At 69.0% G+C, this 20,629-nt stretch carries 17 protein-coding genes and 1 pseudogene; 12 read left to right on the forward strand and 6 right to left on the reverse strand.

Features of this window, described 5'->3' with window-relative positions; genetic code table 11:
* The first annotated feature begins 650 nt into the window (after nt 1–650).
* Nucleotides 651–1,106 (forward strand): hypothetical protein, encoded by a 456-nt coding sequence (locus OHA84_RS02615; RefSeq protein WP_266973691.1) that lies wholly within the window; start codon nt 651–653, stop codon nt 1,104–1,106.
* Nucleotides 1,107–1,457: 351 nt separating this feature from the next.
* Here the strand turns inward: OHA84_RS02615 and OHA84_RS02620 are convergent, their stop codons facing one another.
* Nucleotides 1,458–2,597 (reverse strand): DivIVA domain-containing protein, encoded by a 1,140-nt coding sequence (locus OHA84_RS02620; RefSeq protein ID WP_266973689.1) that lies wholly within the window; start codon nt 2,595–2,597, stop codon nt 1,458–1,460.
* 198 nt (nt 2,598–2,795) lie between these two features.
* Here OHA84_RS02620 and OHA84_RS02625 point away from each other — a divergent pair, with 198 nt between their 5' ends.
* On the forward strand, nt 2,796–3,038 hold the full coding sequence (locus OHA84_RS02625) for a hypothetical protein (protein ID WP_266973687.1): 243 nt from the start codon (nt 2,796–2,798) through the stop codon (nt 3,036–3,038).
* Between the two features lie 299 nt (nt 3,039–3,337).
* Here the strand turns inward: OHA84_RS02625 and OHA84_RS02630 are convergent, their stop codons facing one another.
* Nucleotides 3,338–3,931: an isochorismatase family protein gene (locus OHA84_RS02630; RefSeq protein ID WP_053675492.1), complete on the reverse strand. Its 594-nt coding sequence runs from the start codon at nt 3,929–3,931 to the stop codon at nt 3,338–3,340.
* A 254-nt stretch (nt 3,932–4,185) separates the two neighbouring features.
* Between OHA84_RS02630 and OHA84_RS02635 the strand changes: the two genes are divergently transcribed.
* Nucleotides 4,186–4,773 carry a hypothetical protein gene (locus tag OHA84_RS02635; RefSeq protein ID WP_266973684.1) on the forward strand — a complete coding sequence of 196 codons (588 nt, stop codon included), beginning with the start codon at nt 4,186–4,188 and terminating at the stop codon, nt 4,771–4,773.
* An 85-nt stretch (nt 4,774–4,858) separates the two neighbouring features.
* Here OHA84_RS02635 and zwf read toward each other — a convergent pair whose 3' ends face one another.
* The gene (gene zwf / locus OHA84_RS02640) at nt 4,859–6,319 is read right to left on the reverse strand and encodes a glucose-6-phosphate dehydrogenase (protein WP_266973682.1); all 1,461 of its coding nucleotides are present in this window, start codon (nt 6,317–6,319) and stop codon (nt 4,859–4,861) included.
* 817 nt (nt 6,320–7,136) lie between these two features.
* Here zwf and OHA84_RS02645 point away from each other — a divergent pair.
* The 3 genes from OHA84_RS02645 to OHA84_RS02655 all read left to right on the forward strand — a co-directional run bounded on the left by OHA84_RS02645 (nt 7,137) and on the right by OHA84_RS02655 (nt 10,507).
* On the forward strand, nt 7,137–8,447 hold the full coding sequence (locus tag OHA84_RS02645) for an ice-binding family protein (protein WP_266973680.1): 1,311 nt from the start codon (nt 7,137–7,139) through the stop codon (nt 8,445–8,447).
* Nucleotides 8,448–8,595: 148 nt separating this feature from the next.
* A complete protein-coding gene (locus OHA84_RS02650; protein WP_371591310.1) occupies nt 8,596–9,315 on the forward strand; it encodes a DUF5819 family protein in 720 nt (239 codons plus the stop codon).
* Nucleotides 9,305–10,507 (forward strand): HTTM domain-containing protein, encoded by a 1,203-nt coding sequence (locus tag OHA84_RS02655; protein WP_266973678.1) that lies wholly within the window; start codon nt 9,305–9,307, stop codon nt 10,505–10,507. The genes OHA84_RS02650 and OHA84_RS02655 overlap by 11 nt, the downstream gene beginning before the upstream one ends.
* Nucleotides 10,508–10,553: 46 nt before the next feature.
* On the opposite strand, the gene OHA84_RS02660 is transcribed toward OHA84_RS02655, so the two are convergent.
* On the reverse strand, nt 10,554–11,435 hold the full coding sequence (locus tag OHA84_RS02660; protein ID WP_351913109.1) for a helix-turn-helix transcriptional regulator: 882 nt from the start codon (nt 11,433–11,435) through the stop codon (nt 10,554–10,556).
* A gap of 244 nt (nt 11,436–11,679) precedes the next feature.
* On the opposite strand from OHA84_RS02660, the pseudogene OHA84_RS02665 reads away from it, so the two are divergent.
* The 5 genes and pseudogenes from OHA84_RS02665 to OHA84_RS02685 form a co-directional block, all read left to right on the forward strand.
* Nucleotides 11,680–11,952, forward strand: a pseudogene (locus OHA84_RS02665) (ATP-binding protein); the annotation flags it as partial.
* A gap of 2,604 nt (nt 11,953–14,556) precedes the next feature.
* Nucleotides 14,557–14,871, forward strand: a complete 315-nt coding sequence (locus OHA84_RS02670; protein ID WP_266973674.1) for a hypothetical protein — start codon at nt 14,557–14,559, stop codon at nt 14,869–14,871.
* Nucleotides 14,872–15,211: 340 nt separating this feature from the next.
* Complete coding sequence (locus OHA84_RS02675; RefSeq protein ID WP_266973672.1) at nt 15,212–15,775, forward strand: hypothetical protein; 564 nt, start codon at nt 15,212–15,214, stop codon at nt 15,773–15,775.
* A 634-nt stretch (nt 15,776–16,409) separates the two neighbouring features.
* A complete protein-coding gene (locus tag OHA84_RS02680; RefSeq protein WP_053676153.1) occupies nt 16,410–16,688 on the forward strand; it encodes a hypothetical protein in 279 nt (92 codons plus the stop codon).
* Nucleotides 16,689–17,093: 405 nt separating this feature from the next.
* Nucleotides 17,094–17,822 carry a VOC family protein gene (locus OHA84_RS02685; RefSeq protein WP_266973671.1) on the forward strand — a complete coding sequence of 243 codons (729 nt, stop codon included), beginning with the start codon at nt 17,094–17,096 and terminating at the stop codon, nt 17,820–17,822.
* Nucleotides 17,823–18,038: 216 nt separating this feature from the next.
* Here OHA84_RS02685 and OHA84_RS02690 read toward each other — a convergent pair whose 3' ends face one another.
* A complete protein-coding gene (locus OHA84_RS02690; protein WP_266973670.1) occupies nt 18,039–18,908 on the reverse strand; it encodes a helix-turn-helix transcriptional regulator in 870 nt (289 codons plus the stop codon).
* A 166-nt stretch (nt 18,909–19,074) separates the two neighbouring features.
* Between OHA84_RS02690 and OHA84_RS02695 the strand changes: the two genes are divergently transcribed.
* Nucleotides 19,075–19,290 carry a tautomerase family protein gene (locus OHA84_RS02695; RefSeq protein ID WP_053676150.1) on the forward strand — a complete coding sequence of 72 codons (216 nt, stop codon included), beginning with the start codon at nt 19,075–19,077 and terminating at the stop codon, nt 19,288–19,290.
* A 75-nt stretch (nt 19,291–19,365) separates the two neighbouring features.
* On the opposite strand, the gene OHA84_RS02700 is transcribed toward OHA84_RS02695, so the two are convergent.
* On the reverse strand, nt 19,366–20,574 hold the full coding sequence (locus OHA84_RS02700) for a serine hydrolase (protein ID WP_266973669.1): 1,209 nt from the start codon (nt 20,572–20,574) through the stop codon (nt 19,366–19,368).
* Nucleotides 20,575–20,629: the final 55 nt, after the last annotated feature.

The following is a 20,629-nucleotide window of genomic DNA, read 5'->3' on the forward strand; positions in this document are numbered from 1 at the left end:
ATGCGCCGGCGAACGGTTGTTATGTGCGGCGGGTGCAGCTCGGCGGCTACGGTCCGCCGGCGGAGATTCGACCGCGCCCCCAATCGGCGGCGGCCGCCTGCACGATGAGCAGGCCGCGCTCCGCCGCGCGATCTGATAGGGCTCCCATCGACTCCGATACGGCTCCCATCGACGACGACGAAACCGAAGGCGCGTAAGAGGCGAGTGTCGGTCGGCAGACGCATCACCGTTCGCGGGAGGGAAGACTTGATCCCGGCCTCGGCCCCGGCGAGGTGATCGCCTGATCCGCGCGTTCCCGGCGTTCACCGGAGCGGCCCGGCACCGACCGTCCGGGGCGGTAGGCGCCCGGCAGCCCGTTGGCTCTGCGCTGAGCGACAACCATGCGTGCGCTGTACGCCAATGACCTCGTGTGGCGTTCGGCGGGAGAATTCGAGTGTCACCAAGTGCCTCAGGCCATACGAGGAGGGGTGCGGGCTCGGGGGTGGGGGCGGTCGACCCGTGTGAGCCCCCGAATGGTTCGTCGGGCGCACGGAGCACCCAACAGGAGCCGAGTTGTCCCGGAAACAGGACGCCCTCGCATGTCCGTGCCCCGGCGATCCGCTCGTTGGCGATTCCGGTCGGCCAGTCGGTACACAGCAGAAGGAGAAGCCTTGATCAAGAAACTCTCCGTCGTGGCAGCAGCTTTCACGATGGTCCTCGCCCCTCTTGCCGGTGTCTCATCGGCCGCGGGTCTGCCGTGCAGTGGCGGGTACGCATGCGACGACAAGGATCCCGGTCCCGTTTCGTGGGACAAGGTGATGACCGACGACCGAGCCCTCGACAAGCCGTGTGGGTCGGTTGAGCTCCGATCTGGCAAGAAGGACGGAAAGTGGTACGCGTGGGCGCGCGTCAACGTCGCCGGCGGGTGCTACGGCTACGAGGCCTGGATAGACCGCAAGGGCCCCAACGGCACCATCGAGCACGTGCTCGGGTACTGCACGGTGAACGACATTCAGGGCCAGAACTTCGGGAACATGTACTACTGGCCCGATGGGGTGCAGATTCGAGCCGGCTTCAAACATCCCAACGAGGGCTGGGACAAGTCCGGCGTGACGTCCTGGCACTGAGCCTCACGGGTGTCCGGATCGAACCAGGGGCCGGACTGTTCAGTGACCTCTGCTCCTGCCATCCGGCAGGGGCAGAGGCCGTGACTGCGCAGCTCTCTCGGCGGTGACGGGAACGGGAAACGGACCAGTGGCTGCCCTGTTCGGGCCGCCGCCCTCGGCAGCTCGCCCGTTCGTCGTACACAGCACGAGCGCGGTGCTGACGGTCATCGCCTCCGACGGGCTCCAGTCGGTCGTCTGTTGCCGACGCTCGACCTCCTCCCGTACGCGTCCCACCCTGCACACGAACAAGCCGCCCTCCTTGAGCATGCCTCCCCATAAGGGAGTTGGGGCCACAGATGCCGTTCGTCGCGGCTATCGGCCACGTGCCAGCGGAGCGCAGGGGTCGGGCTTGCCGGGGACTGTTGGTGTCGGTGAGGGGGACGGTGTGGGTGAGGGAGATGGTGTGGGCTCGGGGCTCGGAGTCGGTGAGATGCTCCGTACCGGCGAGGGGTCCGGCGAGGGGGCCGGGGAGGGGTCCAGTGAGGTACTGACGGAGGGTCCGGGGAAGCCCCGGAGGGGCGCGATGGGGCCGGGGATGAAGGCTTCCGGCTTGTGGGCGAATGCCGACAGTCGCATGGTGCCGCCGCCCTGTACGGCCATGGTGCCTCCGGCTTGCGCGGCCATGACGCCTCCGGGTGGTGCGGCTCGGCGGACGAGCTGCTCGGCGGCTTGGGTCCGTCCCGTCTTGCAGCCGTCCGAGGGCCCGGTGAAGGAGTCCCCCGCCAGGATCGCGGCAAGAGTCAGGGCGGCCACTGCGGTCGCCGCGGCCACCGGACGCAACGCCGGGCGCAGGAGATGGACTCTGCGCGCCCTCCATGACCGCCCGTTGGAGCCGGCGCCGGCCGCCCGGCCGTTCGGGCTTCCCTCGCTCGCGTCTGGTGATCCGTGATCCCCGGTGGCTTCCTGCCGGGCTCGGTGCAGAAGTTCGTCGGCGTCCTGCCGGGCCCGAGCACGTAGTTGTTCGGCTTCGGTTTCCGCGCTCGCCCGAATGCGGTCGGCTTCGGCGCGGGCATCCCCGCGGAGGGTTTCGGCTTCCTGCGAGGCGTCGTCCAGGGTCTGCCGCACGGTGGCGCGCAGACGCTTGCTCCCGGGCTGGGCCTGGCGCTGGAGCAGCTTCACGTCCTGCCAGCGGCGTCGCCAGTCGTCCACGGTTGCCGGGTCGGCCCGGAATCCGGCAGCGGCGGCCGGTTCCATGTCCCGCGGGGTGGTGACCACCCGGACGAATTCGAGGAGCGCCTCCAGGGAGGTGAACCGCTTCCCGGCCAGCAGCTCGTTGAGTCCGGCTTTGGTCAGCCTCGGTCTCACCGAGGCACCGGCCACGGTCGCGTAGGTCGGCGCACCGTGGACGATGTGGAGCCGGTTCAGCTCCTCGGTGAACTCGTGCAGCGCGTCCTCGAACGCGGTGATGGCGGCTGTGTCGTGCGGCTCGATCCCGGCATCTTCAGGTGTCACCGGATCACCCCCCTTGTCCGGAAACCAACGCTAGAGGGCCCGGCGCCGTACGTACGCGGAATCCGCCGAACGATGCCGAACGCTCGGCAGCGTCCGGGTCAGCGCGGAAACCCGTAGGCGGTGACCGGTGTCGTCCGGGTCCATGCGGGCCCGTACGGATCACTGGGAATCCGCCGCGAGTGCCGCTCTCCTTGAGACATGACGCACTCCGAAGCAACACCCCAGACACCCGAACCCGTACCCGAACCTGCCCCGGTACCCGTGCGACAGGAGCCGTCTGCACCCCGCGAAGCGAACCGGTACGGCAACGGCGACAGCGTCGTGCTGATCGCCCTCCTGGCCACCTGCGCGGGCATCTACCTCGCCGTCGGAGACACCGGCTTCGCCGGAGTCATCAGCGCCGTAGCCGCCCTCTACGGCACCTGGCGCACCCGACGCTGAACCACCCCTCGCGAGCGAAGCGACCAGGCGCCCTCGCCCGGCGCGACCGAAATGGTCCCCGGAGGCTCGACCACACAGAGATCAGCGGAGGTGTACTGGCCGCGCTCCGATCCGCCCAGGACATCGGAATCACGTGGTCGGACGCGTCCGCCCCCGGGAGGACCGGCCCTGAGCTCGTCGTTGACGTCCGGTATCGAACTCGGGCTTGCCCAGTGGGGGCGTCAACAAGCCCGTCTGGCTCCGGTGGTCGAGCGCGGACGCGCTCCGGCTACCCGCCGGAGCCCACTGAAGCCCCAGGACTAACCCGACACGGGCACCTCGCCTGACACCGCGATGCCTGCCCGGCGGAAGTCACCGAGGGTGGAGGCGACGGTGTCGGGGGCGACGCCGACCGAGTAGTCCAGGCGTACTCGGGTGCCGAATCCCGCCGCGGCGGCGTCCAGGGCGGTGGCGCGCACGCAGTGGTCGGTCGCGATGCCCACCACGTCGACGTTCTTCACCCCGCGGGCGCGCAGCCAGTCCGCGAGGGAGGTCCCTTCGGCGTCCGTGCCTTCAAAGCCGCTCTTGGACGCGCTGTGGGCGCCTTTGAAGAAGACGGCATCGACCTTGCCGCCCGCGACGGTGGGGGCGAAGTTCGGGTGGAACTCGCCGCCTTCGCCCCCGGCCACACAGTGCACGGGGAAGCTGTCCTTGAAGTCGGGGTTCGAGGAGAAGTGGCCTCCCGGGTCGATGTGGTGGTCCCGGGTGGCCACGACGTACTGGTAGTCACCGTCCGCGCTCCGCTCCACCAGTTCGGCGATGGCGGTGGCGATCCGTGCGCCTCCCGCGACGGGAACACTGCCTCCTTCGCAGAAGTCCTTCTGCACATCCACGACGATCAAGCCTCGGCTCATCACGAACACCCTTCAGGACGACGAAACGACCCACGCGTTCTACCGGTCTCCTGATCCCCGCCGGACGAGGAGCGGGTCCGCGCTCACCCACACAGCCGACGACATTCACCGCAGGAACGATTCGCGCCTCGCGAAGGTCAGGACTCCCCACCGATCCGACAAGGACCGGTTTCGCGATCCGGCCGCGCAAGTCGGCCCGTGTACGCCATGGTCGTTGTCGACGACGAATGCGACGGCGTTTCGGAGGCTCACCGATGTGGCAGATCAGCGAGTTCGCGGACGAACACGAGGGCCGGCCCACGGCCGTCCTGCCGGACGGGGATGAGCCGGCGCCGCTGGTCTTCGATGTCGGCAGTGGGTCCGAGGTCCACACGAGCACCGATTGGTGGGACTACGACGGCACCCTCGGTGCGCCGAGGGCCGAGAGCGTCAAGGCGGGCTGCTCGTGCGGCTGGCGCGGCTCCTACCCGTATCCGATCGACTGGACCAAGGTCAGTGACGGGCTGCCGACCCCGTTCCTGCTGGATCCGGACGGACCGCTCGGCGACTGGCAGCTCCACATCGCGACCATCCAGGCCCGGGCCGTTCCCCTGCCCTCACACGTGCAGGGACTGCTGGAACGCATCGACACCGAACTGGAAGACCTCGCCGATCAGGCACCGTTGGCCGCGCTGCGAGCGGCCGCCGCACTGGAGCGCACCGTCGAACGAATCGCCAGGACCGCGGCCCACCACCTGGAGCAGGACGGGACGACGGTCGCGGACATCGCGGATGGACTCGGCATCAGCCCCCGGGCCGCACACAGCCGACTCCTTCGATACGGATTTCGATACGGATACTGAACGAACACCAGACGGTACGGCTGCCACTCTCCGGGCGGGATGGGCGATGAGGCGGGCCGACCCGCCCGGCACCGTGCGATCCGGACTACGAGGACGCCGCCCGCCGGTCGGGCAGGTGCCAGTGGTACGGAGCGACGAGGGCCTCGATGCTGTCCGGCCCCCAGCTGCCGGGTGCGTACGGTTCCACTGGTGGTGGCGCGTCGAGCAGCGGGGCGGCCACCTCCCAGAGCCGTTCGACACCGTCGGACCGTGTGAACAGGGACTGGTTGCCGTGCATGGCTTCCAGGAGGAGGTGCTCGTACCCCTCCAGCGAGTTCTGCGCGGCGAACGAGGTGCCGTAGTTGAAGACCATGTCGGCCTCGGCCAGCTGCATCGACGGCCCCGGCTCCTTCATCAGGAGGCGGGCAGTGACGGAGCCCGGATCGTCGAAGTCGATGACGAGCTCGTTGCTCCGGCCGTCGGCAGCGGCTCGCGCGTCCAGCGGGAACATGCGCAGGACGGGCTCGCGCAGGCCGAGCGTCACCACGTGGCGGCCCTCGGCCAGGGCCTTTCCCGTGCGCAGGTGGAAGGGCACCCCCGCCCAGCGCCAGTTGTCGATCTCGACCCGTAGCGCCACGAACGTCTCGGTGTCCGATGCCGGATCCACGCCCTGCTCGTCGCGGTAGCCGGTGTACTGGCCGCGCACGACGTGCGCGGGGTCCAGGGCGCGCATGCTGTGGAAGACCTTGACCTGCTCGTCGCGGAGCGCGTCCGCCTCCAGGGCGACCGGCGGTTCCATGGCGACGAACCCGAGCAGCTGGAACAGGTGGGTGACGACCATGTCGCGGAACGTTCCGGTGCCCTCGAAGAAGCGGGCGCGGCCCTGAATGTCGATGTGCTCGGGCACGTCGATCTGTACGTGGCTGATGTGCTCACGGTTCCACAGCGGCTCGAAGAGACCGTTGGCGAAGCGGAGCGCGAGGACGTTGTCGACGGCCTCCTTCCCGAGGAAGTGGTCGATCCGGAACACCCGTGACTCGTCGAAGACGCGGTGGATGGCGGAGTTCAGCGCGCGGGCGGACGCCAGGTCGGTGCCGAACGGCTTCTCCACGATGACCCGGCCACCCTCGGCGAGCCCGGTCGTGCCCAGCAGATCGATCATCGAGGTGAACGCGACGGGAGGCACGGCGAGGTGGAAGAGCCGGCGCGGCTTGCCCCCGAGAGCCGCCTCGGCCTCGCGCACCGCTGCCATCAGGGGGTCCGCCGCCCCCGTGTCGGCCGCGCCGAAGGACAGGGTGGCCGCGAACGTCTCCCAATCCGGCCCCTCGGGCCGTGAACGCCCGAACTCCGCCACGGCCTGTCGCGCATGGGCGCGGAACTCCTGATCGGTGAGTGCTTCCGCCGCCGGGGCGGTACCGACGACGCGGTAGCGGCGCGGCATCAGCCCGGCTCGCGCAAGGTGGAACAGCCCGGGCAGCAGCTTGCGCCGGGCCAGGTCGCCCGTGGCGCCGAACAATACGATGACGTGGTCTTCAGGGGGCTCGGGAGACTGGGCCGGCTGGACCATCGGGCATCCTCACTCGTCCGCGCCTGAGCGCTGCACCGGCACGGCCCGGGCCCTGTGCCGCGTCCGCCGTCGTGGCGGCGGCCGTGCGTCCTCAAGCCCCACTCTGCGCGCCCCCGGCCGATCCGGCACCCGGACCCGTCCAAACCGGTCCCTTGCCCCATCGGCCCCACACCCGCCCGGGCGTCGGCGGCGGGGGCCTCGGTGACGGTGGAACTCGACCACGAAGACGGAGGCATCGCGCAGGTGCGGATGTCCGGAGCAACCATCTGACGGCAGCCGAACACCGTGTGCCGGATGCGCGCAGCGTGGCCGCTCCGCGGCGCGCCCGCCTCACGGTCGACCTCACCGACATCACGGAACGTGCCCGATGCGCCTGCCGACCTCTGCCGCTCAGAGCCCCTTGTGGCCCGCGTCATTGGCGAAAGCCAGACGACCGGCGAAAGTCCTGGCCCCGCCAACCGGGGTTACGCGGCTTCCGCGCCACACTCGCAGGCGCATCGACATTCATGAAATCGCCGGAATGGCGGAATCTTCGCATCCGCTGGTGAGGTCGGATTATCGGCCCGGAGGGCATGCAATAACCCATGTAGGGCAATTGCGACCCCAAGAGGGGGTCGCAAATAAGATGACCATCAATGTTAGTTCAGGTATTACCCGCGCACATGACGACACCCCATACCCCCCTGCACGCCCTCCCATTCGGGCCTTGCCCCCGCTGCGCGCAACTCACTGCGTAATATGCCGTCTCGTCCATCAGGCTTCCCGGGCAATCGGTCGGGCCCGGCACGCCACGGCCCCTCAAGGAAATGGCCTCTCGATGAAACTGAGAATTCTTCAAGCGGCTCGGCGCCGCGCCGTGTCCGGCGGCTTGGCGTCGGGCATCGCGGTGGCGGTCGCCGCCGTCATGGTCGCCGTCACTCCGACTATGGCACTGGCGATCGCCACCCCGGTGCCGCTGGCCACGGCGGCGAGCTACTCGGTTCTGGCAGGCGAGGAGATCACGAACACGGGCCCCTCGGTGATCAGCCACGACCTCGGAGTGCACCCGGGTACGGCGATCAGCGGATTCCCGCCGGGTCTGGTCCTCGGTGCCGTGCACTCGGCGGACGCCGCCGCCCTCCAGGCCAAGAGCGACCTGGTCGTGGCGTACAACAACGCCGCCGGGCAGGCCACGGACTTCGCGCTGGCGGCGGGGATCGGGATGGGCAACACCCTTCTTCCCGGTGTCCACACGGCTGTGTCGGGCGTCGGTCTCACCGGTGACCTGATCCTGGACGCCGGAGGGAACCCGAACGCCGTCTGGGTGTTCCAGATTCCCGAAGCGCTGACCACGGCTTCCTCCAGCCGGGTGCTCCTCACCAACGGCGCCTCGCCGTGCAACGTGTACTGGCAGATCGGTAGTTCCGCCACCCTCGGCACCAACTCCACCTTCGTGGGCACCATCATGGCGCTGACCTCGATCAGCGTCACCACGGGCACGAACATCGAAGGCCGGGCACTGGCCCGCAACGGCGCGGTGACCCTCGACACCAACAGGATCTTCCTGGGGTCGTGCTCGACCGGCACCACCGGGGGGACGACGACCGGAACGACCACGGGCACGACCACGGGCACGACCACCGGGACGACGACGGGCACCACGGCCGGCACCACGGGCGGCACCACGAGCGGCGCGACATCGGGTGTCCTCGGCGGCGTTCTCGGTGGCGTGACGACGGGCGGCGGGCTCCTCGGCGGACCCATCGCCAACGTCGTGACCGGAGGCACCTCGGGGAACATCTCCGGCAACACGTCGGGGAACACCGCGGGCAACACCACCGGAGCCGCCACCGCGGGCAACACCACCGGCGGACACACCACGGGCGGAAACATCACCGGCGGGAACATCACCGGAGGAAACGTCACCGGCGGGAACGGCGGCAAGCCCGGCAAGCCGGGACACGGCCACGGGCACGGGCCCGGCAAGGGTCCCGGTAAGCACGACCAGTGGCACGGCGAAGGACCGGGCAAGCCCGACCACGAGCACGGCGAGGGACCCGGCGAGCACGACCACGGCGGTAAGCCCGGCGAGCACCACGGCTACGGCGACGCGCCCGTGAACTTCGACCACGAGGCCTTCGAGGGCTAGTCAGCGGACTGTACGAAGCCCGCTCACCGGACAGCGGCGCGCGGCGGAATCCTCATCGGATCCGCCGTGCGCCGCCGCCGACTCCGACAGCGAACGCGGATGCGGATGCGGATGCGAGCGGCCGATACGAGAAAGGCAGGGTGGGGCGGTGTCGAGCGGAATCGCGTCAGCGGCCGTGAAGGAACTCCCGAAGGACGGATCTGATCCGGCCGCGAAGGAGCAGCACGACGAAACGGTCGTGCCGTGCCGGCCACCCCGGCACACCCGTGTACTGGCGGCAGTACTCCGTACGTTCGTAGTCCTGTGCATGGTGACGACGGTGACCCACGTGGTTCTGTTGTTCCTCCACGTGGCTCCCCCCAATGCCGTCTCAAAGCGGTTCAGCCCACAGATCAACGCTTGGATCTATCCCCTTTTCGAGCAGAATTGGCGGCTGTTCGCGCCGGATCCCGACTCCGTCAACCGACAGATTCTCGCGAGAACCGCACACACCACCCCGGGCGGTACCGCTCAGGTGAGCCCCTGGTTCGACCTGACCGCCGTGGACAATTCCGCGGTCGAGCACAATGTCTTCCCCAGCCACACGACGCAGAATCTCCTGCGCCGCGCCTGGACCTCCTACACGGAAACGCATGGAGGCGACGACACCGCGAACTCGGATCGCGCCGTGATGATGCAGGAGTACCTGCGGAACATCGCCGCCGACCGCGTCGCCACCCACAGGCGCACCGGCGCTTTCGAATTCATCCAGCTCCGCGTTCTCACGCTGCCCGTCGCCGCGCAGGGCGCTCCGGCCGGCAGCCGCTCGCCGAAGCCCGTCGAAGAGCGGCTCCTGCCCTGGTGGAAGGTGACCTCCCATGGGAAATGACCACGTCGTCCCCCAGTCCCCTCCCGCATCGGCGGCCTCCCAGGACGGCACCTGCCGCAAGTCCTCAGGAACGGTGCAACGTCTCATCACGCTCGTCACCGACCGGCCGGTGTCCCTGTACGCCGTGTCCGTCTTGCGGGCCGGTTATGGGCTGCTCTATCTGCTGTTCCTCCTGCGGGAGTTCCCGCATCGTCACGAGATCTGGGGCCCCGCCTCCCCGTGGACGCCCACGCTCGCGCGTCAACTCTTCGACCAGACGGGCTGGAGCAGCGTCCTGGCCCTGTCCGACAGCCGCGCCTACTTCGAACTCTGCTACGTGATGGCTCTCCTCACGTCCGCGCTGTTCATGCTGGGGTGGCGAACTCGCGCCGTGTCCGTGCTGTTCGCCGTCGTGGTGACGTCGTTCCACGCGCGATCGATCTTCATGACGGACGGCGGCGACAACCTGATCCTGCTGATGGCCGTCTACCTCGCCCTCACCGCGTGCGGTCGCCGCTGGTCGCTGGACGCGCGCAGGAACCGCGTGAAGGCGGCTCGCGCGGGCGGTGCGGCCGGCCGTACGAAGCATCCGTACCTGCTTCAGCTGGGCGAGGCGCGCGGCACCGCGATGACGGTCGTGCACAACTGCGCCCTCTTCGTCATGGCCGCGGAAGTATGTTTCCTGTACGGGTCGGCCGGGCTGTACAAGGTCCAGGGCGCGTCCTGGGGCAGCGGGACCGCCCTCCACTACGTCCTGAACCTCGAACTCTTCCAACCTTGGCCCACGCTCTCCCACTTCGCGGACGAGCACACGATCCTGATCGCGATCGCCACCTACACGACGGTGCTCCTCCAGGTCGCTTTCCCGTTCGTACTCTTCGGCAGGCTCAAGTACCCGGTCCTGGTCATGCTGTTGGGCATGCACATCGGCATCGCGGTGATCATGGGACTGCCGCTCTTCTCCGGAGCGATGATCGTGGCGGACGCCGTCTTCCTCCCCGATCGCTTCTACACCTCCCTGCCCGGGCTGTGTCGGCGCGCGGTCCGACGGACGGGCATGTGGCGACCAGCGTCCGCCGAACGTGGGGCCGGCGCATCATCGGTGCCCTCGCAGGGCCGACACCCTGGCATGCCCGGTCCGCGAAACCAGATCGTGCCGGACGACCGAGAGGGGTCTGTCCCCACCACCGAGGCCACGACCTCCCGCGGTTGAGGAGCAGACCGCACTCAAGCCCGGGTCACGGGCCGGGAGGCGTTCCTCACGCGGGCGAGTGTACGTCGGACCTTCCGGCATGGACCTTGATGGCGTGTGTGATGAGGTGCGCGGTGTCCTCCGGGCTGAGGGCCTGGGCCTGTAGGTGGTCGTACATCACGCCGTAACGCTGCACGTCGGCTTGCCTCTCCAGATAGAGGTCGCTGGTGAGCCGTTCGAGGTACACCGTCCCCGCACCCGGCTCACCGGTGAAACGCAGGAGGGAGAACTGCCCCGACACGCCCGGGTGGGCTCCGGCGTCGTGTGGGAGGACCTGCACGGTGATGTGCGGCTGCGCACCGAGGTGGTTCAGACGCTCGAGCTGTTCGCGCATGGTGTCGGGACCGCCGACCACACGCTGCAGTACCGATTCGTCCAGGACGACCCACAGGCGCAGGGCGCGGGCGGGATGGTGGGCCCGGTGCTGACGGCGCATCCGTACCTCAAGACGTGCGCTCGCCTGCTCGGACGTGGGCCGGGGAATCGTTTCCGATACGACCGCCGCCGCATAGGCGGGGGTCTGGAAAAGGCCGGGAATCAGCAGGGGCTCGTAGGAGCGGATCGAGGAGGCCTCCGTCTCCAACCCGATGTAGACGGCGTAGGGGACCTCGCCGTAGGCAACCCACCATCCCCGGCGCCCCGATTCCCCGGCCATCCGCATCAACGCGTCGACGACCTGGTGGTCCACGACTCCGTAAAGGCGGCAAAGATCGCGCACATCGCGGGGACTGATGGCGCGACGACCCGTCTCCATGAGGCTGATCTTGGGCTGGGAGATCAGCAACTGATCTGCGACCTGCACACCTGTGAGGCCGCAAGCCATGCGAAGCCTGCGCAGCTCGGCACCCAGCCTGATTCTCCTGATGGTGGGGTTCTGCTTGACCGGCACTGGCGCTCTACCTCCCGTTCGGACCGTCATCCGGTCCCCCAAGACATCATGACCGAGGTGACGAATCGATTCCCCACGCCGGAAATCGACGCGTCTTCACCGCCACGGACTGTCATTGGTGGCAGTGCCTCGGCTGATCGTCGCGGTACTCAACGACGTTGGCCTCACGAGGTCACCTCGGAGTTGGCGCGACGACACCAGCCCCTCGGCTGCCCCCTCAGTCGTTTCTCTGGAAACCCTCGGGCAGCCGGCCGTCGACACGGAGCACGCCGACACCGTGGTCCTGGTCGTCTCCGAGCTGGTCACCAACGCCCTGCGACACTGCGGGGGAACCTACCGCCCGCGCCTGACGACCCGCCCCGGCACGGGCGGGCGAGGTCGCCGTCGGCGACTCCAGTCCGAAGATGCCGCGCATGCGTACTCCCGACCTCGTCGGCGGCACGGGAGGGTTCGGCCGGCACATGGTCACGACCTCGCCCGCGACACCGTCGTCACACCCAGGCCCGACGGCGGAAAAGACCGCACTCGCCCGACTCCCCTGGTAGTCCCGGGGCGACGACGTACCCGGACGCCGGCTGTGACCGCGCACTCGGTGAACTCAGGGCAGCGGGCACAGTCATGCCAGGCCCCGGCCCCCGAGCCCCTCTCAGGCCGCGAACGTCAACAGGCACGATCACCTCGACTCGCCACCAACGCGATGCCGTTGGTCTCGCCGCCGCACGAAGCACGAAGCACGAAGCACGCACCGCGCGCCGGCGAGACACGAGCGGGGCAAACCATGACCACCGAAGGCGGTTTCAGGGTTGAGTACCGCCACCATCGGACGTGGGCGGCCTCGACTTGCCGAGGCCCTCAGTGGCACGTGCTGCACTGAGGTCACTTGGCATGGCCGCAGTGGGACGACGACGGGACGCCCCTGATCGCGCGGTCTGACTCCCGGGGTCACCATTCGAGGACCGGACCGGACCGGAGCGGAGCGGAGCCCGTGGGACGGAGATGTACCGACCAGATCCGTCAGGATCCGGGGCACGAACCTGCCGCGGAATCACCCACGACCCGACCGCGCCTGCTCCTCACCGCGGCGGAGGCTCGATCAACGCCTCTTCCCTGCTCGACAGTCACCAGATCCAGCCGGCGCCCCAGGGGGGCGAGCCGCCCCCTGCGCCCCCTCACGAACATGGGCCACTGGGCCCAGACCGGTCGCGAGGCTCGGGATTGCCAAGGAGTCGGCACCACGGACATTCCCCGCGGTCGGGTACAGCGCTCTCCGGGGGAGGCGGACGCAGGGCGAAACCCGCCCGGTATTCGTCCCGAAGCATGTGCGTCGACGTGGAGTTCGTGCGGGGCGGCTTGGTTCCGCGGGCAGTGCCTGCTTCCGCCAGACGGCGTGTGACCTGTATCAAAGCCACTCGCGTGGTGCGCAGCGCTCGCGTTGCCGCCGACCACGGGCTGCGAGCGGCCGACCCACTGCCGGCGGCCATCCTCACACTCCCCCTTGTCGCGGGCCATACCCCGGCTGCGGGGAGGCCCTTCTGTCGGATGGGGGTGAGCCGGGTTCCCCCTCTGCCGCGCGTCTGTGGAGTGGGAACCTGCTGCCGGGGCACTCGCCGGAAGGGAGGCGGTTCCTCGGCCATGGTCGTACCGGGTCTCCACGTAAATAGATGGTGATACTCCTTTCGGTTGAGGATTGTCTCCACACCTCCTCAACGCCCGGCACTAGGTTCGCCGAGCATGGATGGGACAGGTCACCGCGGCTTTAGCATGCCCATTCGTCGCCCCAAAGACGAGTAGTACCCGGACTGTCGGGGCTTTTACTCGTCTTCACCAACGTCCGGATTGCCGGGGTTTTGACATGCACGATCATGTACGAATTGCCGGGGTTTTTCAGCGATATCAGCCATCTCTTTCGGTTTGACACGCACGGCCAGGAGTCGGGTAGGACGGCTTCTTGGTGAACTCCCTTCGGGTCCACTCTCGTCGACTACGACGCTCGGGCTCGCCGCGACCCGGAAGCCCGCACCAGTGGGGGCGCAGGCGTCACACACCTTCCGGCGGAGCCCGGAAACGCAACGCAGCCAACCCAAAGCCATCGCCCCCGAGAGTGGATGCGAGGCAGGCGTGGTCAGAGGCGCGACTGTTCGGGGAGGGGCGTCGACTGCCCCTCAGGAGACCGGTCGTGACGCTCCGGCATGCAGGGTGACTGACCCGACTCGTGGACGAGTTGGAGCGGCTCCCCGCTCAAGTGGGTGAAGACACGCACGGGTTGCTCGCCCGGCTGCACCAGTGCCGCAGCTGCCGAACGAGAGAGCGAGACCGCATGCACATGAAGGGACAGGACGTGTGTGAAGCGTTGTTGGCGCCTCAGTTCCAGGGTGTCCACAGACCAGAGTCGACCAGTACCCGATGACGTGAGCGCTGTGAAACCTGTGGCTAGCGCGACGAGAATGAGCATGATCCACAGGAGGGTGTCTCCCACAACCAGTCCTTTCGAAGGTGAGATTCAGAGGGCCACACGAGAACCAGGCCCAGGCGTTCCTTCGACATAACGCAGAGGCATATGCAGAGTTGCGCCCCCTCCTCCGATTGCAGTCATGCGCGGCAACTTCGCGACGCCGACATCCCGGCCTATCTACAGATGATCAGCCGGCGGCCGTGACGGCCAGAGAGGCCAACAGATGACCCGGTGGACCGCGAACCAAGGTTCGACACACGGGGCGGTGTCGCCTTGCGGCCGCGGGAAGCAGAGTCGACGGAGCCGGCGACGGGCTCTCGTCGTCGAGGACAGGTCGGGGTGACGGCATGCGCCGAGAACCGACGGCACACATGGACAATCCGCCGTTCACGCGAGCCACTACGGAGCATGCACGGCACTCGGCAAGGCCGTCGCATCGGAGTACGTGCGCCGCCTCGGCGGTTGCGAATGGCTCGCAGGAATGACGGATCCGTCGGGGAGCCCAGCGTCGAGCCACGGCCCATCAGCCCCCGGCCGCGGCGTGACGACGCGAGAGGTCGCGATCCTGGTTGATTCGCAGAACCGATAAGACTGCGTCAACGCCTATTCGTCAACCACCATCACCCGGATGGCACACACCCAGACCAAGATCAAGAGCGTTTAGGGAATATGACAACAGCAAAGCTCCCCTTCTCCCTTCGCGGCGCGCCGGAAGAAGAGGAGCAGAGAGACAACTTTCACTCCGGCGCCACCCGGATCGGGAAGTGGATGTTCACTCCGCCCTCGACCGACCGCGGCGAGACCCGGAACGCGACGCCGGGAGCCGAAGGCCTGGAAATCGATCTTCGTTACTCCTCATCGACCTTTGCGGCTTTCCTCCGTGCGATGAGCACGATCCAGGATGATTTCAGCAGGCGGCCGGCGAGGGCGGCAGCACCCGACCCGGCCCTCGGCGAGCGTTCGGGTGGCAGCTCCCGTGTATGAGCCGTACGGATATCCGGGCGTCCATGGTCTCCAACCCCAACCGGAGACCTCCGTGTTCCGAGGCCGACCAGAGCACACACAACCCCCCTCCCCCGGGCACCCTCTCGGAGGGCCGGGCGAGGCACAAGCGCTGTGGGACCCGGCAACGGAGTTCGCCGGCCTTCTCCAAGAGGACCCCGCTCTCGGACAGGCGGAGTTGTTCACCCGAGTCGGCTCCGGCACGGCCGGGGACGCGGCCGGCACCCTCGGGTTCGTCGCAGGGCCGCAGCACACATCAGCCGAGCGGCCGCGCACACCCCCCGCCGGCGGGCACCGCCGAAACCACTCGAAGCCCCCGCTGGTGACCCTGTTGCAGACGGGGAGTCTGTTCACCGCCGCGCTGGTCGCCGCCATCGCCACCGTGGTGAGCATCCTCAGTGGACTGGCCATCTGTGACGCCCTGCGCCACAGCGCGGCACCTCAAACGGCCCGTGAAGTCGTCCACTGGTGGCCCCTGTTGATCTACGGCCCCTGGATGGTCGCCTCCCTGTCCATCCTCAGATCCGCCCTGCACCAGCGCCGCGCACTCCACTCCTGGTCCATCGTCCTGCTGTTCTCCACCCTGGCCACGCTCCTGTGCATCGCCCAGGCACCCAGAACGATCGCCGCCGGAGCGGCATCCGCCCTCCCCGCCGTCGCCGCGCTGGCCTGCTTCCAACAACTGGTCCGCCAGATCACCCTCACACGACCACCCCGCCAGGCCGCCCCACGGCACCGAAACCCCTCCGCCTCCGCGCCCGCGCAACTCAAGCAGACGACCCCGAGCGCCGGCCGCAGCTCGGACAGAGTGACGCCCGACTACCACACGGCGGACAACAGAGCCGTCCGCCTGCCTTCCCACAGTCACGGTCAAAGGTTCGGGTAAGGCGCATGACGGCAGTTGACGTGCGGCAATGCCGCTTGCACCGGTCCACGCGATGCATGTGGGCTCGGTCCACGCCCGCCGGTCGTCGCGACAGGCGGCGGTGTAGGCGACGGGGGCAGCGATCACTGTCGCGGCTGCGGCGTGGGAGGCACCGGATTCCTGGACCGCCCCTCCGCCGAGCGGAAGGGCACTCCCGCAAGGGGGCTGGGCGTGAATCCGTACCGTCAGTGAAGTCGGGCCGACCGAAGGTGCCAAGCGCGTATCCGGGGGACCCGGGCGGGCGCCACAGCGTGAACGGCACTCTCGGGCGACGACACAAGAGGGGCGAGCCTCGCATGGGCGGCCACCAGGGGGAGCAGAGGCGGCAACAGCCGGTACCTTCCTGGCCAACCCGGTCCTTCCCACACGTCGGAGGGGTGCTCGCCTGCACCCTTGAAACGAAGATCGAAACCGATAGTCACGGGCCTTCCACAGACTCAGCCCGACGGACCGGCTCCTTCGTCCCGTCCCGTCGCGAACCGGACCTGGACATGGACCCGGCCGCCGGTTGAGAGTGCCTCGCCCCGCCGACGAACCGATGACACAACGCGCTCCGGCGCGTCACCACCCACGCCTACCACGAGAGGTCAGCGCCATGGCGTACGAAATGACCCGCGCCGAACGACTCCAGTACCAGCGGCGCCAGGACGCCGCCTACCAGGCCGGCGAAGACGCCGTCACCAACCTCCGAACGGCGCTCGCGCTCGCGGACATGACCCTTCCCTCCCTCAGCAACGACGGCCCGGTGGCAGGCCACGGCTTCGTCCGGCTCGGAGGATGCAACGCGGCCTTCGCCAACCGGCTCGCCGAGGTCATCACCGCGGGCGCCGACGCTCTGCAACACCAGCGGAGGGAAGCCGACAGCTGTGCCTGATCGGTCTCCCGCGCTGGAGGGGTTCCGTCGAAGCCGCGGCGGCGGCGGAACCGTGCGAAGAATCCTCTCGGACGTCCACCACCTCGTGAACGCACCGGCACCACGGGCGTCCCACGAGGGAGGAGCCCACAACCGGTCTGTCACCAGCCGCCGCACCACCTCCGTCCGTGACGACGAGGACCCTGGCCTGACGTCGACAGAAGGAGTGCTCGATGCCGGTACGACCGATGGTTGGGCCACGGAGCCGACCGTTTCGCCGGAGGAGCGGTCCACCTCACCGATTTCATCCACCGGCCGGGCTACGGTGGAAAGGTCCCATAAGCGATGTGCGGCGGAATGAGGCGGCTGGGAGCTGTGTCCACGTCAAGCCATGAAGTCCTCGGCGCGCCCTGCTGGGTGAGCCTGATGACCCGGGATCTCGAATCCGCGCGGCGGTTCTACGGCGCCGTGCTGGGTTGGACGTTCCGCGACACCCGGCTCGGGGAACGGCTCCTGCTGGCGTTCCGCGACGGCGCTCCGGTCGCCGGTCTCGGGGCCCTCGCCGAGGATCTGTCACTGCCCGCGGCCTGGACGCCGTACTTCGCCGTCGACGACGCCGACGTGAGCGCCTCCCGCGTTCGCGAGCGCGGCGCCACCGTCGCCGTGGGCCCGCTGTCCTTCGGCACGGGCCGCGCCGTCCTTGCCGCCGACCCCTCCGGGGCGGTCTTCGGACTCTGGCAAGGCCGGGTGCTCAAGAACTGGAGGGTGGGTCGCGGCACCGCCCCCGCCTGGCTGGAACTCCGTACGCGCGACGCCTTCGCGTCCGCCATCTTCTACGGGGAGGTGCTGGATTGGGCCGGAGAACCTCCCGGGTCCTGTGTGGTGGCCTACGAACACGACCGCGTGGTCCTGCGGCACGGCAGCGACACTGTCGCACGGATCAGCGGCGGAGCAGTGGGCGAGGACCCCGACCCGAATGTCCGGCCGCGATGGCACATCCACTTCCGGGTGCCCGACCTGGAGGCTGCCGTGGAAGCCGCCACCTCCGCGGGAGGAAGTACCGCCTCCCCCGTGGAAGCCTCCACCGCCGCCCGGTGGGTCACCCTCCGCGACCCGGAGGGCGCGCTCTTCACCGTTCTGGCCCCACGGGAGTGACTCCGCCCCAGGGGGCGGCGCGCAGGATCCGGTCGGCAGCCACGGTACGAGCCGAGTACCCGCGCCGCGTCGTGCGGGAGGCAGGAAGCAGCAGGAAGCGGACGCGCTGTGGTGCTGCTCGTCGCCGCGGCCGTGGTCGCGGCGGTGGCAGCGTGGATCCCGACACGCGCCGGCCGTGAGGGGCCGGGGGCTGTTGCGGGGGCCTGACATCCGCTCTCAGCCCGCGTGGACGCCGCCCTCGGTCGGCGCCATGTCCTGCGTACCGATGACGCCGAGCAGCTCAAGCTGAGCGGCGCCCTCGGTACCGGGCGGGGCCGTGAACCACAGGAGGCGCTGACGGCCGTCCTCGCTGAACAGACTGTGGCAGTCCAACTCGATGACGCCCAGCGTCGGGTGCACGATGCGCTTGTGATCGGTGCGTCGCAGGCCGACGTCGTGGGTGTCCCACAGGGCAGCGAACTCCGCGCTGCGCCGCCGCAGTGCGGCCGTCATCGCGGCGACCTCGGTGTCGCGGCCCCGGCGGGCGGCGACTGCCTGCAGATCGGCGACGAAGACCCGTGAGTGGTGCGAGTGGTCCTCGGTCGGGTACACGGCGCGGGCAGCCGGATCGGTGAACCAACGGTAGGCGAAGCCGGTGGCGGGGCCGCGCGGTTCCGGAGACCGGCCGAGCAGCGCCGCAGCCGGCTCGTTCTGGACGAGGGTCTCGTGCAGGTCGGTGATGACCTGGGCGGGCGTGCCGATCAGCCGGTCCAGGAGCCCGAGCAGGGCGGGCTGGACCTGCCGCGGGCTCGCTCCGTGTGTCGACGCGGGCAGCGGCCGATCCGCGAGGTGGAACAGGTGGTCGCGCTGATCGCCGCCCAGCCGCAGCGCCCGGGCGAGGGCAGCCAGGGTCTGGGACGAAGGCTGGGCGCCACGTCCGCGTTCCAACTCGGTGTAGTAGTCGGCCGACAGACCCGCCAGTTGCGCGACCTCCTCCCGTCGCAGGCCGGGCACCCGGCGCCTGGGCCCGACGGGCAGGCCGACATCGGCCGGCCGGATCCGATCACGCCGGGACCTGAGGAAAGCCGCAAGCTCGGGAAGGTTCACCCGCTCATCGTCGCCTTCCGGCGGGTTTCGAGCCAGGGGCCGACAACCCCTGGGTGGGCTCAGCCCTGGCCGGAGCGGGTGACTCGGACGGATGGTTGCCCCATCGGGTTCGACCGCCTGCTCGTTGTGAGCAGCTCCGGCGTCCCCCGTACGAAGAGAGAGCACCATGCCGTTCGCGAACTTCAAGGTCCCCGCAGGCACCCTCACCGCCGAGCAGAAGGAGCAGATCGTCACGCGCACCACCGACTTGTACGCCGAGATCTTCGGCGACCGCGCCCGGGCCACCACCCTCGTACTGGTCGAAGAGGTCGCCGATGCCGGATGGGGCGTCGGCGGCGGTGTCCTGACGCTTGCCAAGATCCGGCAGACGCCGCAGGAGTAGCGGCTTGGGACATCTCCGGGCCGGTGGGCTGGAGCGACTGAGGGTCTCCGGCGGTCGCCCGTGCTCGGTTGGGCCTCAGCCCTTGGGGTCGGTCGGTTTGTGGCCCGGGTAGACATGGTCCGGGGCCACGATGGAGGTGACCGCCTCGCCGAAGAGGGTGCTCGGTTCCTGGCCGCCGACCGTGACGTCGGTGTTCAGCTCGATGACCATCGTGGCGTCGGCCTCGGGGAGGTAGACGGTCAGCGTCTCGTACCCGGGGATCGAACCGTTGTGGCCGATCCAGCCCTGGACGTCGAAGATGCCGAGGCCGTAGGAGGCCCCCGGGATGATCCCGATGGGCTGGGTCTTGAGGCGTTCGGCCTGGGTCGCGGGCTTCAGCAGGGTGCCCGTGGCAACGGTCTTCGCCCAACTGCGCAGGTCGTGGAGGTTGGAGATCATCGCCCCGGCGGCCCAGGCCCAGGACGGGTCCCAGTCGGTGGAGTTCACGACCTTCCCGGAGAGGCTCTGGTTCGTGTAGCCCTGCGGGTGTGGGTCGGGGAACTGGTTGCCGGTCGGGAAGAGGGTGCCGCCCAGGTTGGCCGGCACGAGCACGTCCTGGTTGATGACCTCGCGCAGCAGGCGACCGGTGATCTTCTCCACGACCTGACCGAGCAGGATCAGGTTGGTGTTGGAGTACTCGAACGTGGCGTTCGGCGCGAAGTTCACCGGATGCTTGAAGGAGTAGGCGAGCAACTCCTTGGGGGTGAAGGGGCGGTTGGGGTTCGTCAGGAACGCCTTGTCGAAGCCCGGGTCCTCGCTGTAGTTGAAGAGGCCGCTGCGCATCCCCGCCAGCTCGCGTAGCGTGATCTTGTCGCCGTTCGGGACGCCGTCGATGTACTTGCCTATGGGGTCGTCCAGGCCGATCTTCCCCTGGTCGACGAGCTGGAGCAGGGCGGTGACCGTGAAGGTCTTCGTCTCGCTGCCGATGCGGAAGTTCAGGTCGGCCTTCATCGGGGCGCCGGTCGCCTTGTCGGCCACGCCGAAGGTCTTCACGTAGCTGCCCTTGCCGGGGGCCCACAGGCCCACGACCGCGCCCGGCACCTTGGTCTCGCGCAGGGTCTTCGCGATGGCCGCGTCCAGTTTCGCCTTGACGGCCGGGGTCAGCGCGACGAAGGCGTCGTCCGCGGACGGTGAGGGGGTGGCCGCCCCCCGGGCGGTGGTGGTCGCGCCCAACGGGGCGATGAGGAGGGTGGCGGCTGCGCAGGCCACGCAGGCCCGGCGGAGCCGTATGAAGGTTGGGTTCACCGCACAGCCTCCTGTCGTCCGGGGGAGCCGGAACGGCAATCCCAAGGCTAGGGCC

Source organism: Streptomyces sp. NBC_00513, assembly GCF_041431415.1.
Taxonomy (GTDB): domain Bacteria; phylum Actinomycetota; class Actinomycetes; order Streptomycetales; family Streptomycetaceae; genus Streptomyces.